Source organism: Mesorhizobium sp. (assembly GCF_004963255.1).
Classification (GTDB): Bacteria; Pseudomonadota; Alphaproteobacteria; order Rhizobiales; family Rhizobiaceae; genus Mesorhizobium.
Window position 1 is genome coordinate 155,430 of sequence record NZ_SUGA01000002.1, and the last position, 12,890, is coordinate 168,319.

Genomic DNA, 12,890 nt, shown 5'->3' on the forward strand with positions numbered 1-12,890 from the left:
TCTCTAGGATCTCGAAAAGGCCGGCTTCTGCTTGGCCTTGAAGGCGCCGACGCCGGCTTTGAGGTCGCCGGTCAGCGCAATGAAGCCGCTGGCCAGCACCTCGGTCGCGGCTGCGTCTTCCTCGCCCTCGGCAACGCCGATCATCAGCTTGGCGGCCTCGGTCGCCAGCGGGCCGCGCTCGGCGATCTTTTCGGCCCAGGTCCTGGCTTCGTCGAACGCCTTGCCGGTTTCGACCAGCCGGTCGACGATGCCGTGCTTAAGTGCGTCGGACGCGAGGAAAACCTCGCCGCCAATCGCCATCCGGCGCACGATCTGTGCGCCGAAGCGGCGCACGGCGCGCTGCGTGCCTGACCATCCGGGTACGACGCCGATCGAGGTTTCGGGGAAGCCGAGTTTAATCTGCGTTTCAGCGACGCGGAAATCGCAGGCGGCCGCCAATTCCAGCCCGCCACCCAGCGCATGGCCGGACAGAACCGCAACGGTCGGCTGACGCAGGCGTGCCAGCCGGTCGAAGACGCGGTGGCCGTAGCGAACCCATTGCACCTGGAAATCGGCGGCGCTCATCGCGCCCCAGGCCTCGACATCGCCGCCGGCGCAAAAGCCCTTGCCTTCGCCACGGATGAGCACGACGCGGACGCCCTCGGCCAGTTCCGCGTCGTCAAGCGCCGCTTCCAGCGCGCGCAGCATCGGGATATCGAGCGCGTTGAATTTGTCCGGCCGGCGCAAGGTGACGATGCCGATCGCGCCATCCTGCTCGAAAGTTACGAGTTCAGCCATGCGCGCCTCCGAGCGAAGCGCCGCCGTTCAGCGACAGGCCGATCGGCCGGTCTTGGTAAAGCGCCGCAGGCGCGACCTTGAGGTCGTTGGCGACGCCAAGCGGGATCTCGGCCTGCGCCAGCACATCGCGTTCGAGGTCGACGCCGGGCGCGAGTTCGGTCACCATCAAGCCGTCGGGCGTCAGCTTCATGACGCAGCGCTCGGTGACATAGGTGATGTCCTGCCCTTGAGCGACCGCGCGTTTTCCCGAAAAGGAGATGTGCTCGACCTGTTCGACCACCTTCTTGACCTTGCCTTCCTGGTCGATGCGGATCGCGCCATCGACGAGCGACAGCTTGGCGCCCGCATTGAAGAAGCCGGAGAAGACGATCTTCTTCGCCCGCGACGTGATGTCGACGAAGCCGCCGGCGCCGGCCGTAACATGCGGCCGCGCCGAAAGCTTCGAGACATTGACCGAACCGTGGCGGTCGATCTGCAGGAAGGAGAGTAGCGAGGCGTCGAAGCCGCCGGCCTGGAAATAGATGAACTGGTGCGGTGAGGGCATGATTGCCTCGGCGTTGGACGCGCAGCCGAACTTGAAGTCGAGCAGCGGCACGCCGCCGACCGCGCCCTGCTCGATCACCCAGGTGACCTTGCCGTGCTGGCCTTCCTCCAAGAGGATGCGCGGCACGTTGGCGGAGATGCCGAAGCCGATGTTGACGGCCATGCCGTCGCGCAATTCCATGGCGACGCGCCGCGCTATGACTTTCTGGATGTTCATCTCGGGCGTGCGGAAACTCGACAGCGGCCGGAAGATCTCGCCCGAGATCGCCGGATCGTAAGGGGTCTGCGTCGTCTGCAACTGGTCGGGCGCCACCACGATATGGTCGACCAGCACGCCGGGCACGCGCACGTCATGCGGCTTCAGCGTGCCGTTCTCGACGACGCGCTTCACCTGGGCGATGACGATGCCGCCATTGTTGCGGGCTGCCAGCGCCTGCTCCAAGCCGCCGAGATAGGCGCCCTCATGCTCGTAGGTGAGGTTGCCGCGCTCGTCGGCCGTGGTGGCGCGGATGATCGAGATGTTGGGCACGATCGCGCGGAAATAGAGCCATTCCTCGCCGTCGAACTGCTCAACCGAAACGATCGGCTCGCTGGCGGCGGCGTTCATGGCGCAGCCCTGGTGGCGCGGATCGGCGAAGGTGTCGAGGCCAACCTTGGTCAGCACGCCGGGGCGCTTGGCCGCGGCCTCGCGATGCATGTCGAACAGGATGCCGGACGGCACATTGTAGGCGGCGACCGAATTGTCGCCGATCATCTTCCAGATCTGCGGCGGCTCGGCGGAGGACGGGCCGGATGGATAGGAGCCGCACAGCGTGCGCTTCAACAGGCCGGGCTTGGCGAGATGGTCGATGCCCTTGATGCCGTACATGTCGCCGGCGGCGATCGGGTGCAACGTGGTGATCGCCTGCGGATGGCCTTCCGCGTCGAAGCGTTCGCCAATCGCGGCAAGCACGGCGTCGGGGCAGCCGAGGCCGCTCGACGACGACACCGAGACGACCATGCCGTCCTTGATCAGGCTGGCGGCGTAGGCCGCCGAGACGAGCTTGCTCAATCGAGGCTCCCAAGTTGCGGGTCGATGGCGACGGCCTTGCCGGTCTTCGACGATTGCAGCGCGGCTTCGGCCGAAGCCAGCGACCAGATGCCGTCCTCGCCGGTGGCGGCAGGCCGGCCTTCGCCGTGGATCGCGGCATGGAACCGGCGGACCGAGCGGGTGTAGAGGTCCTCGCGGTCGAAGCTCAATTCTTCTTCGCCCTTGGCCGTGCGCAGCAGCACCGAGCCGATCGGCTTCTGCGTCATCACATTGGTGGCGATGAGTGAGCCGTCCGAGCCATGCATCTCGAAGCCGGTGCCGGCATACTTTGTGGTGAAACCCTCATGCGATTGGGCGATGACGCCGGACTTGAAGCGCCAGATGCACATGGCGCCGTCCTCCAGCCCGCTTCCAGCCATGCCGGCTGATTGTGTGAAGGCCGAAACCTCGACCGGATCGTCGCCCAGCACGAAGCGCAGCGTGTCGGCGTCATGCACGGTGATGTCGAGCACCACGCCACCGCCGGCCTCAGGCTTCGAGATGCGCCAGCCCTGCAGGTTCTCCGGCAAGAAGACCGAGTGGAAGACGCGCGCCGCGATCGGCTTGCCGATGCGGCCGGCGGCGATCGCCTCGCGCATGGCGCGATGCGCGCCGGCATTGCGCAGATGGTGATTGGTGCCGAACACGATGCCGGCCTTTTTGGCGGCTGCGACCATGCTGCGCGCATCGGCGCTGGTCAGCGCCAGCGGCTTTTCGCACAGCACATGCTTGCCGGCCTTGATCGCGGCCATGCCCTGTTCGAGATGCAACTCGTTGGTGGTCGAGATGTAAACGGCGTCGATGTCCGAGTTGAGCAGCGCGTCGAGAGTCGAGACGGCGACAGGAATGCCATTCTCGCGGGCATAGGCCTCCGCGCGCTCCGGGTTCGAGCTCATCACGGCCGCGATCTCGCCATCGGCCTGCGCGCGGATGGCGTTGATCATGAACTGCTTGGCGATCGTGCTGGCGCCGATCAATCCCCATCGCACGCTCATGCCGCGTCTCCCACCTGGCTGTTGCGGTCCGGACCGCTGCTTTCCCGAACCACGAGGCTGACCGCGCCGATATGGTCCTCGGCGCGCGTGGTGCGCGACTGGATCATCTTCAGCATCACATGGGCGGCGCGCTCGCCAAGGCCCGCGGTGTCGACTGCAACGCTGGTCAGCGCCGGGCTGTAATGCTCGGCCTCAGCGACATCGTCGAAGCCGACTACGGCGAAGTCCGCTCCCGCCTCGAGGCCGCGTTTGCGCAGCGCCAGAATGACACCGAAGGCAACCGCGTCGTTGAAGCAAAGGGCCGCCGTCGGCGGTTCGGGCATGGCCAGCGCCGTCTCCAGGCAGGCCATGCCGCCCTTGCGGCTGGTCTCGCCCTCGACGATCATTCGGTCGGCAACCGGAATGGCGAACGCCTCGCAGGCTCCGAGGAAACCGCCCAGACGCTCCTGATAGACGACGAGGTCGGACGAGCCGCCGAAGAAGGCGAGGCGGCTATGGCCCTTGCGGATCAGATGCTCGGTGGCAAGGCAGGCGCCGCGACGATTGTCGGGCGCGATCGCCGGTATGCGGCTTTCGGGCAGCCTGCGCATGGCGAACACCACGGGCACGCCCGCCGCTTCGATGCGCCGGAAAGCCCCAGGCGTCGTGCCGCGCGCCGGCGAGACGATCAGGCCGGCGACGCCCTGCTCCATCATCGATTTCAGCACCTCTTCCTGGCGCACCGGATTCTCCGCCGTGTTGGCGATGAAGGGGACGACGCCGGCCGCCTGGAAGACGCGCTCCATGCCGACCGCAAGCTCGGCGAAGAAGGGATTGGTGAGATCGTTGATCACCATGCCGATGACGTTGGAATGGGCCTTGCGCAGATTGGCGGCGCCGCGGTTGTAGACATAGCCGACATCCTCGATCGCCTTGCGCACCTTGACCGCGGTTTCAGGCCGGATCAGCCCACTGCCCTGCAGTACGAGCGAAACCGTCGATTTGGACACGCCGGCCTCGCGGGCAATGTCCAGGATCGTCGCCTTGGCCCGGCTGGCCATCCTCGTTCCGTCCTCCACGGTTTTGAGCAAAATTAATTGGAACGTTCTAATCATCGTTCCAAATCAGAGTCAATCGTGATTCCCGCGAGATTTGAAAAATTGATCGATGCGGTTCAAAACGCCCATCAATGCAAGCATTTCTCTACTGCGGAACCATGCCCTGCCGGCTCGAATCGCAAGAATCATAAAGCTTCTTGATTTATTGGAACGTTCCATTTATAGAGCCGCAACGGGAGAGTTCCATGGACATCATCTTGCCTGCGGCAAACGGCGACAGGACCGGCTACCGGCTTGTCGGCAAGCCGGTCGAGCCGAGCAGGAACGCGCATTTTTCGCGCATCGCCTATGCCGCCGCCCATGTCGTCGCCGACCCCATCGCCATGACCAATCCGTGGTCGCAGCCAGCGGTCGACTGGGACAGGACCATGGCGTTCCGTCATCATCTGTGGCGGCTCGGCTTCCGCATCGCCGAGGCCATGGACACCTCTCAGCGCGGCATGGGTTTCGACTGGGCGAGCGCCAAGGAGTTGATCCGCCGCTCGGTCGCCGAGGCCAGAACAGTGCCGGGCGCCGACCTTGCTTCGGGGGCGGGGACCGATCACCTTGCGCCGGCGGCGGCCAAGACGCTCGACGACGTCATCCGCGCCTATGAGGAGCAGTTCGCCTTCATCGAAGGCGAGGGCGGCAAGGCGATCATGATGGCGAGCCGGGCGCTGGCGGCGGTGGCAAAAGGGCCGGACGACTACGCCCGGGTCTACGACCGCATCCTGTCGCAGGCCTCCGGCAAGGTGATCCTGCACTGGCTGGGCGACATGTTCGACCCGGCGCTCAGGGGCTATTGGGGCAGCAACGATTTCGACGCGGCACTGGATACGGTCGTGGCCATCATCGAGCGCCATGCGAGCAAGGTCGAGGGGATCAAGATATCGCTGCTCGATGCCGGCAAGGAAGTGCAGTTGCGCGACCGGCTGCCCGAAGGCGTCGTGATGTTCACCGGCGACGATTTCAACTATCCCGAGCTGATCGCCGGCGATGGCAGGCGGCATTCGCATGCGCTGCTCGGCATCTTCGACGCCATCGCGCCCGTGGCCAATGCCGCGCTGGCGAAGCTGGCTGAAGGCGACAAGGCCGGCTATGATGCGCTGATGGCGCCGACCGTGCCGCTGTCGCGCAAGATCTTCGAGGCGCCGACCGAATACTATAAGGCCGGCATCGTCTTCATGGCCTGGCTGAACGGGCATCAGGACCATTTCACCATGGTCGGCGGCATGCAGTCGGCGCGCGGCATATGCCATTATGCGGACGTGTTCCGCCTCTCCGATCAGGCTGGCCTGCTGGCCGACCCCGACCTTGCCATCGCCAGGATGAAGACCCTGCTGGCGACGGCCGGCATCTAGTCTAGACCTATGGCGACTTGTCTCCTGGCATAGCCCCTGTCTGGTTTCTCAATCTACAAGGTTGGGACGGGACGCGCTCCGCGCCCTGGTGATCCACAGGTGAGCACATGGAAGTTCCCGGCTTGAGGGGGCGGGTAGCGGTCATTACCGCGGCCGGCCAAAACATCGGCAAGGCCGTCGCCCTGGCGTTCGCCCGAGCGGGGGCGCACATCGTGATTACTGGCGGCAGCGACGCGGCCAAGATCGAGGCCGTCGCCGACCAGGCGCGGTCTTTCGGCGTCGAAGCGGTGGCATCCATCTGCGACGGCGCCGATGAGGCCGCCATGAACGCCTTGATCGAAAGGGCGGTCGCAGAACTCGGCGGCGTCGACATCGCGGTATCCTGCGTCGGGATAAGACCGCACCAGCCGATCGCGGAGATCACCCTTCAGGACTGGCAGAAGGTGATCAACACCAATCTCGGATCGGCTTTCATCCTGACCCAGGCGGTGCTTCCGCACATGCGCAGGAGGAAGTATGGCCGCCTGATTTACATGGCGGGCACGGATGCCCTTTTCCCGCTGGCAAACAGGGCGCATGTGGTTGCCGCGAAGCACGGCATGCATGGCTTGGCGAAGGCCGTGGCGCTGGAATGCGGGCCGGACGGGGTCACCGCCAACAGCATCGCGCCTGGGTGGCTGGATACGGACCGGAACGCGGCGTGGTATCCCGATCTCGCGGCAACCTACGAGCATGTGAGAGCCACGGTGCCGCTCAGGACATTGGGGACCGCCGGGGACGTCGCCAATGCCTGCCTCTATCTGGCATCGGACATGGGTAAGTTCGTCACCGGACATTTGTTGCACGTCAACGGCGGCGAGTTCATGGTTTAGGACCGCAATCGGCAAGGGAGCGCATCAGCGTGAAGGGATACTGGCTCATCGTCGGAACCGAGATTTCGGACCAGGGGGCGCAGGCCGAATATGGCCGCCTCTGGAAGCCCATCGGCGAAAAATATCAGGCACGAACCAACACGACGAAACAGCCGCCGCTGCTCGTCGAGGCGCGCGATGCCAAGCGCATGGTGCTTGTGGAGTTTCCGTCGCTGGAGATCGCCAAGACCTGCTATGCCGACCCGGCCTATGAAGAAGCCATGCGCTTCGCGCTCAAGGCGTCGAATCGGACGCTGGTGATGTTCGAGGGGGATCTGGGGTAGCGGTACCGCTAGGCGCCAAACGCATGGATACGTGCCGGCAACGTCCTGAGTTTGCGAGAAGGATAGTGGGCGTGACAAGGATTGAACTTGTGACCCCGGCTATGTCAATGCAGTGCGTTCTCGGATTTCATTGCAGAATCCGCCGCAAAAGAACGTGAACCGAGCAAAAACATTCGAACATATCTGTGCCGCGACACGGTGGTGGCAAACTCCTAGCGCAATTCGAGGGGAAATAACCTGAGTCAATCAAGCGCAACCTTCTTACGCGAAGCACGTTAGAACCCGGCTGATCGTCGGGGAGAGCGCGCAATGGACAGAATCGGTAACCGCGGCAATGGTTTTGAGGCGTTTATGGTCTTCATGATCGGCCTCGCCGTGATAGGCGCTAGCATATCGATCTACTTCACCGGCCTCTAACAAGGCTCGCCAGACCGGTGGACTTCAGAAAACTGACATGCCCGGTCTGCCAGGGCGGCGGAGGGTGTTTGCATGCAGCCGGTGGAAGACGACGGGCGGAACCTGCTGCCCGGCCGGCACTCACCAGCAAGGTTGCCCGGGGCGCACAGTTAGGTGCACCCCTTGCGAGGGAACCGGCATCAGAAGATCGGTGCTGGAAGATTAGCCGCTGGCGCCACGGAACAGAATGCCGATTTCGGCTTCGGCCAGTGTGATCTGATAGCGCTGTTTGGATCTGTTCGAGTAGATGTCGTCAGCGATAATCGAGACGGTCACATCGCCGTTGTCGCTAATCTGCACATCGTCGAGCTGCAGCGGCGCCGAGTATATGCATTTCGCTGATCCTTGCCTTCGCGCGGGCTGAGTAGATAGCCGCATTTACGACATCCTCTGCTGTTGCAGGATACCGGATGCAAGACGGATGCCACCACTTCGGTCCCAAAATGGAGCAAGGCAACAGCCCGCAGACTGCAGAAACTCGCAAGCCTACTCCCATCTTCCTCCTTATTGATACGTGCCATGCAGTTCAGCACGGCCGTATATCTTCGTTAGCCGGTGAGTTGTTTTGAGTCCGAGCCCTCGCTGGTCAGGCCCGGTGTGATTGCTGGCCTACCCCGTCAGCCTGCCGGGCCGCTCCCGGCCTCCGTCGCCGACTGCGGATGTACCAGCGGCGACGGAGCTGGCCCTTGGGCGCTAGAGGAAACTGGCACCCATTAAGCTGGCGCCTCGGCCAGTTTCTCGATAGATAAAAATTAGGAGCATCCGTTCACGGTATCTAAATTAGATAGCCCTCATATTTGCGTGATCAGAAGTCAGGGCTTGTGAAAGATGCAACGGATAGCGAGTTTTCTACGTGACGATTCCGGAGCAACGGCCATCGAGTATGGTTTGATTGCAGCGCTTATCGCCTTGGGAATCATGGTTGGGGCAACCTCACTGGGCGGCGCGCTAAATGCCGAGTTTGTGTCGATCGCCACCACGCTTAACGGCGCCGGCTCACCGTGAGGGTGCCCTAGGCTTTGCAACGGTTCCCACCTGGCCACCCCGCATGGCCGGTACAGCACAGCCCCAAACCCCGGTGCGCATCGCTGTCGTGCCCGGCGGCGGGCTTTTTACACCCGTCGGGAGGTTTCTGTGCCATTTCTGTGCCACGCGGCACAAGGGCTTAGCCAAGTTATTGAAAGGATGGTGGGCGTGACAAGGATTGAACTTGTGACCCCTGCAATGTCAATGCAGTGCTCTCCCGCTGAGCTACACGCCCATCCGACGCCGCGCATACACCACTTTTGATCCGGCACGTCAATAGCGGGAATGTGGAAAGACGGCTTCCGTTTGTCGCATCGGCAAAGCGCCTGCCGATGCGAGGATCGATGCAGGCCTCAGGCTGCCTGCAGCATCTTCTCGACCTCGTTGACGAGATCGCGCAGGTGGAAGGGCTTCGACAGCACCTTGGCGTCCTTGGGCGCCTTGGAATCGGGATTGAGCGCGACGGCGGCGAAGCCGGTGATGAACATCACCTTGAGGTCGGGGTCGATCTCGGTGGCGCGGCGGGCAAGCTCGATGCCGTCCATCTCCGGCATGACGATGTCGGTCAGGAGCAGCGAGAAGGGCTCCTCGCGCAGCCGCTCATAGGCGCTGGCGCCGTTGTCGAAATCGCTTACCTGGTAACCGGCGCGTTCCAGCGCCTTGACGAGGAAGCGGCGCATATCATCATCGTCTTCCGCCAGCAGAATGCGTGCCATCATGTCCCGTCCGAATCACCCGCCCCAAGCCTGCCGCCGGGCTAGGCCGTTAACCATCCTGTATATGAGATGGAGCCGGTAAACATCAAGTGAATGAAGGGCATGCCAGATGCGGTTCGAGGCGCGGTTTTGCCGCCTGAAATGCTGGACATGCCGCACGCAAGGTGGCAAGTTTTGCGTCATGACGCAGTGCTTCATTCTGGTTCATAAAAATTGAAGACGGCAGCCGAGGATTTTTCGGTCGTTCCACCCTTCGAAATCCGATCGGGCGCCGAGCAGCGCGTCCCTTTCCTGTTCAACTCACCGCATAGCGGTCGCCACTATCCGGAGCGGTTCCTGGCCATGGCGCGGCTCGACCGCAACGCCATCCGCCGGTCGGAGGACTGCTATGTCGAGGAGCTGTTCGGCGGCGCCGTGCCGCTCGGCGCGCCGCTGTTGGCGGCGAACTTTCCGCGCGCTTATCTCGACGTCAACCGCGAGCCCTGGGAACTCGATCCGCGCATGTTCGCGGAGCCGGTGCCGTCCTTCTGCAACATCCGCTCGGCGCGTGTCGCCGGCGGGTTGGGCACCGTGCCGAAACTGGTCGGCGAGGGGCTCGACATCTATCCCGGCCGGCTGCCTTTGGCCGAGGCCGTCGCGCGCATCGAAGCGGTGTACAAGCCTTATCACGAGACGCTGAAGCGGCTCCTGACCAGGACGCATGCCAGGTTCGGCTATGCCGTGCTGATCGACTGCCATTCGATGCCGGCATCGATCCGCGTCGGCGACAATGGCGTTCGGCCCGACTTCATCATCGGCGACCGGTTCGGCATCTCGGCCTCGCCCGCGCTCACCGAGATGGCGATCAGCCTGCTTGTCGGCATGGGCTACACGGTCGCGCACAACAAGCCCTATGCCGGCGGTTTCATCACCGAGCATTACGGCCGACCGGCGCGGCATCTGCATGCGCTGCAAATCGAGGTCAATCGCGGGCTTTACATGGACGAGCGGACGTTCCAGAAATCGGCCGGCTTCGACGCCCTGGCTTGCGACCTGACCCGCTTCTCGGCCGATCTGATGTCGATGCCCGACCATCATTTCGTCGATTTGCCGCTTGCGGCGGAATGACGGCGCGCCCGAGTTCTTGATAAACGCAATTCCGGACGGAAAACCGCTTCACGCTTTTCCTCGATTGCTCGAAAAAAAGACCGCATCGTTTTCACGACACGGTCGAAGTCTAGGGAGGAAACGCCCAAGGAGGGCATGGACAGGAAAACCTGTCCGATGACAAAATTATTGTGCGGCGCACAAATGTCAATCGACAGCTGGGTTTTTTAATTCAATATGATGTGGAAATTCCGCTTCGGCGGTTCAGTTGTGGCATTACGGCAACAGAAAGCGGGCGCCTGAGCGGTCTTCAGCGCGCCTGTTCTGCGAGAAAGAGCGGCTGGCAAGAGCCGCGATGGGGAGAGCGACTTGGATATCAGCACCGATTTCATGCGGCGCATAGCGCATGCCGCCGCAGCGGAAACCTTGCCGCGCTTCCGCAGCCAGGGGGTGGTCGCCAACAAGGAGGCGGGAAGCTTCGACCCGGTCACGGAGGCCGATCGCGAAGCCGAGCGCGCGATCCGGACGCTGATCTCCGCCGAATATCCCGAGCATGGCATTCTCGGCGAAGAACATGGCAGCCAGAACATCACCAGCCGGCATGTCTGGGTGATCGACCCGATCGACGGCACCCGCGCCTTCATTTCCGGCCTTCCGGTCTGGGGAACGCTGGTCGGGTTGACCGCAGACGGCGACGCGGTTGCCGGCATGATGTCGCAACCCTTCACCGGCGAGCTGTTCTATGCCAACGCATCCGGCTCGCACTATGAAGGACCGGGCGGCCCGCGCAGGCTCTCGACCCGCAAGACGACCGACCTCGCGCAAGCGACGCTGTTCACGACCACGCCTGCCCTGTTCAAGGGCGAGGCGCGCAAGCGCTACGACCAGTTCGAGACGAAGGTCCAACTCGCCCGCTACGGAACCGACTGCTACGCCTTCGCCATGGTGGCCGCGGGCTGTGTCGACATCGTCGCCGATCCGGGCTTGAAGCCCTACGACATCGTCGCGCTGATCCCGATCATCGAGAAGGCCGGCGGCGTCGTCACCACTTTCGAAGGCGGCCCGGCGGAGAAGGGCGGCGATATATTGGCTGCGGCGACGCCGGAGCTGCATGCCGCGGCAATGGCGGCGCTGCGCGGTTGATTCATCCCCGCCGCAGCCTGGTTTCGATTGCGATCAGGGAGCGTCGCCGGTGCCTGGAATGAAGGCATCGAAGGCGGCGAGCAACTGCTCGCGGTAGATGTCCCTCTCCTGCAGGATTTCGTGCTCGGCGCCGTCGATCATCAACAGCGAGCCGACGCGCAATTTCCTGGCATAGGCTTCCACGGCCTTGGTCGAGACCACTCGGTCGGCGCCGGCGGCGACGATCAGCATCGGCACCTTGACCCTTGCCATGAAATCCGGATCGCTGACGGCTTCCGCGGCCGCGGCTGCGGCCTTCAGCCAGCGGATGGTCGGGCCGCCGAGCGCGAGCTGCGGCCAGTCCTCGTAGATCCTGACATTGCGCCGGTAGCGCTCGGGATCGGAAGTCACCTTGTTCACCTCGAAAGCCGGCGGCACTTTCGGCCGCGGACCGATCGCCGCGTAGAGCCAGCCGAGACCCAGCGCGCAGAAGATCGCGCATACGCGCCGCACGGTGGCGATCGAGACCGGCATGTCCGGCACCTCCAGAAAAGGCGCGAGCAGCACCATGCGCCGCACCCGGTTGACCATCGACGGCGAGGCAAGCAGCGCAATCACCGCCCCGGTCGAGTGGGCGAGGATATAATAGGGGCCGCGGCAGTCGGGCAGCACGATCTCCTCGAAAAATTGCTCGAGGTCGCGCGCATAGTCGCGGAAGCTGCGGACATGGCCGCGCTGGCGGTCGCGCAGCAGGCGGCTGGAATCGCCCTGGCCGCGCCAGTCGAGGATAGCGACGCCGAAGCCGCGATCGGCGAGATCGCGGATGGTCTCGAAATATTTCTCGATGCACTCGTTGCGCCCGGTCAGCAGAACCACCGTGCCCAGCAGCGGGCGGGCGACGGCGGCAAAGACGCCGTAGCGGATCTTCTTGCCGTCGGGCGTGGTGAAGAAGCCGCCCGCGGCATTCCGCGGCGCGGGATTGTCCTCGGTCAGATGGAAAAAATCCGTCATTCGGCGAGTCGCTGGTTGTTCTTTGCCCGAGCGGGCAAGGCGTCGGCATGGTGATAGACGGCCAGGCGGCAAAAGCAAAGGCGCCGCGAGGATTTACGCAACCGCCTTGAAATGGGAAGGCCGGAAGTGCCTGCGGCGCACTTCCGGCCTCTGTCGATCCGGGAGGAAGGGACGTTGCACCCGGTTCGGCCTCGTCGCGGCGCGGGATTGCAGGCCGCTTGTCGGTCATCTTGGTTTAGAGCTTAATGCCGGCAGGCTGAACGGATGCCGAAGCTGCGGTTCATCCGCCGTTCATCAACTTGGCCGCATTGCGGCGCCGAAAAGCCTTGAAATGGGTTTTTGAGCTTCCCAAATGAAGGTTGCGGCCGCCGATTGTCGGGGTCGCTGGCCTATCCGGAACGCCTTTCGAGGGTTTCGCACCAGGTCATACGCAAACCATGTTGCTCAACAGGAGAAC

At 63.5% G+C, this 12,890-nt stretch carries 13 protein-coding genes and 1 tRNA gene; 6 read left to right on the forward strand and 8 right to left on the reverse strand.

Annotated elements, in window-relative coordinates; translation table 11 throughout:
- Nucleotides 1-3: 3 nt before the first annotated feature.
- The 4 genes from E5X34_RS03625 to E5X34_RS03640 are packed head-to-tail and all read right to left on the reverse strand — an operon-like array spanning nucleotide 4 to nucleotide 4,424.
- On the reverse strand, nucleotides 4-777 hold the full coding sequence (locus E5X34_RS03625) for an enoyl-CoA hydratase/isomerase family protein (protein WP_292561143.1): 774 nt from the start codon (nucleotides 775-777) through the stop codon (nucleotides 4-6).
- Nucleotides 770-2,371: an acyl CoA:acetate/3-ketoacid CoA transferase gene (locus tag E5X34_RS03630; RefSeq protein ID WP_292561146.1), complete on the reverse strand. Its 1,602-nt coding sequence runs from the start codon at nucleotides 2,369-2,371 to the stop codon at nucleotides 770-772. Before E5X34_RS03630 ends, E5X34_RS03625 begins: the two co-directional genes overlap by 8 nt.
- A complete protein-coding gene (locus E5X34_RS03635) occupies nucleotides 2,368-3,384 on the reverse strand; it encodes a Gfo/Idh/MocA family oxidoreductase (protein WP_292561149.1) in 1,017 nt (338 codons plus the stop codon). Before E5X34_RS03635 ends, E5X34_RS03630 begins: the two co-directional genes overlap by 4 nt.
- Nucleotides 3,381-4,424 carry a LacI family DNA-binding transcriptional regulator gene (locus E5X34_RS03640; protein WP_292561152.1) on the reverse strand — a complete coding sequence of 348 codons (1,044 nt, stop codon included), beginning with the start codon at nucleotides 4,422-4,424 and terminating at the stop codon, nucleotides 3,381-3,383. The genes E5X34_RS03635 and E5X34_RS03640 overlap by 4 nt, the downstream gene beginning before the upstream one ends.
- 242 nt (nucleotides 4,425-4,666) lie before the next feature.
- Here E5X34_RS03640 and E5X34_RS03645 point away from each other — a divergent pair, with 242 nt between their 5' ends.
- The 3 genes from E5X34_RS03645 (at nucleotide 4,667) to E5X34_RS03655 (ending at nucleotide 7,016) form a co-directional block, all read left to right on the forward strand.
- A complete protein-coding gene (locus tag E5X34_RS03645) occupies nucleotides 4,667-5,821 on the forward strand; it encodes a dihydrodipicolinate synthase family protein (protein WP_292561155.1) in 1,155 nt (384 codons plus the stop codon).
- A 107-nt stretch (nucleotides 5,822-5,928) separates the two neighbouring features.
- Complete coding sequence (locus tag E5X34_RS03650) at nucleotides 5,929-6,693, forward strand: SDR family NAD(P)-dependent oxidoreductase (protein ID WP_292561158.1); 765 nt, start codon at nucleotides 5,929-5,931, stop codon at nucleotides 6,691-6,693.
- Between the two features lie 29 nt (nucleotides 6,694-6,722).
- On the forward strand, nucleotides 6,723-7,016 hold the full coding sequence (locus E5X34_RS03655; protein WP_292561161.1) for a DUF1330 domain-containing protein: 294 nt from the start codon (nucleotides 6,723-6,725) through the stop codon (nucleotides 7,014-7,016).
- Nucleotides 7,017-7,634: 618 nt separating this feature from the next.
- Here E5X34_RS03655 and E5X34_RS03660 read toward each other — a convergent pair.
- Nucleotides 7,635-7,850, reverse strand: coding sequence for a hypothetical protein (locus E5X34_RS03660; RefSeq protein WP_292561164.1), 216 nt, complete (start codon nucleotides 7,848-7,850; stop codon nucleotides 7,635-7,637).
- Between the two features lie 450 nt (nucleotides 7,851-8,300).
- Here E5X34_RS03660 and E5X34_RS03665 point away from each other — a divergent pair, with 450 nt between their 5' ends.
- Nucleotides 8,301-8,477 (forward strand): Flp family type IVb pilin, encoded by a 177-nt coding sequence (locus tag E5X34_RS03665; protein WP_292561166.1) that lies wholly within the window; start codon nucleotides 8,301-8,303, stop codon nucleotides 8,475-8,477.
- A gap of 181 nt (nucleotides 8,478-8,658) precedes the next feature.
- Here the strand turns inward: E5X34_RS03665 and E5X34_RS03670 are convergent.
- Nucleotides 8,659-8,733: transfer RNA gene (locus E5X34_RS03670), tRNA-Val, on the reverse strand.
- A 118-nt stretch (nucleotides 8,734-8,851) separates the two neighbouring features.
- On the reverse strand, nucleotides 8,852-9,214 hold the full coding sequence (cpdR, locus tag E5X34_RS03675) for a cell cycle two-component system response regulator CpdR (protein WP_006199474.1): 363 nt from the start codon (nucleotides 9,212-9,214) through the stop codon (nucleotides 8,852-8,854).
- Between the two features lie 213 nt (nucleotides 9,215-9,427).
- On the opposite strand from cpdR, the gene E5X34_RS03680 reads away from it, so the two are divergent.
- Complete coding sequence (locus E5X34_RS03680; protein ID WP_189341577.1) at nucleotides 9,428-10,321, forward strand: N-formylglutamate amidohydrolase; 894 nt, start codon at nucleotides 9,428-9,430, stop codon at nucleotides 10,319-10,321.
- A gap of 348 nt (nucleotides 10,322-10,669) precedes the next feature.
- Nucleotides 10,670-11,443 (forward strand): histidinol-phosphatase, encoded by a 774-nt coding sequence (gene hisN, locus E5X34_RS03685; RefSeq protein WP_292561169.1) that lies wholly within the window; start codon nucleotides 10,670-10,672, stop codon nucleotides 11,441-11,443.
- Nucleotides 11,444-11,476: 33 nt separating this feature from the next.
- Here hisN and E5X34_RS03690 read toward each other — a convergent pair whose 3' ends face one another.
- Nucleotides 11,477-12,433, reverse strand: a complete 957-nt coding sequence (locus tag E5X34_RS03690) for an alpha/beta hydrolase (protein ID WP_292561172.1) — start codon at nucleotides 12,431-12,433, stop codon at nucleotides 11,477-11,479.
- Nucleotides 12,434-12,890 lie beyond the last annotated feature (457 nt).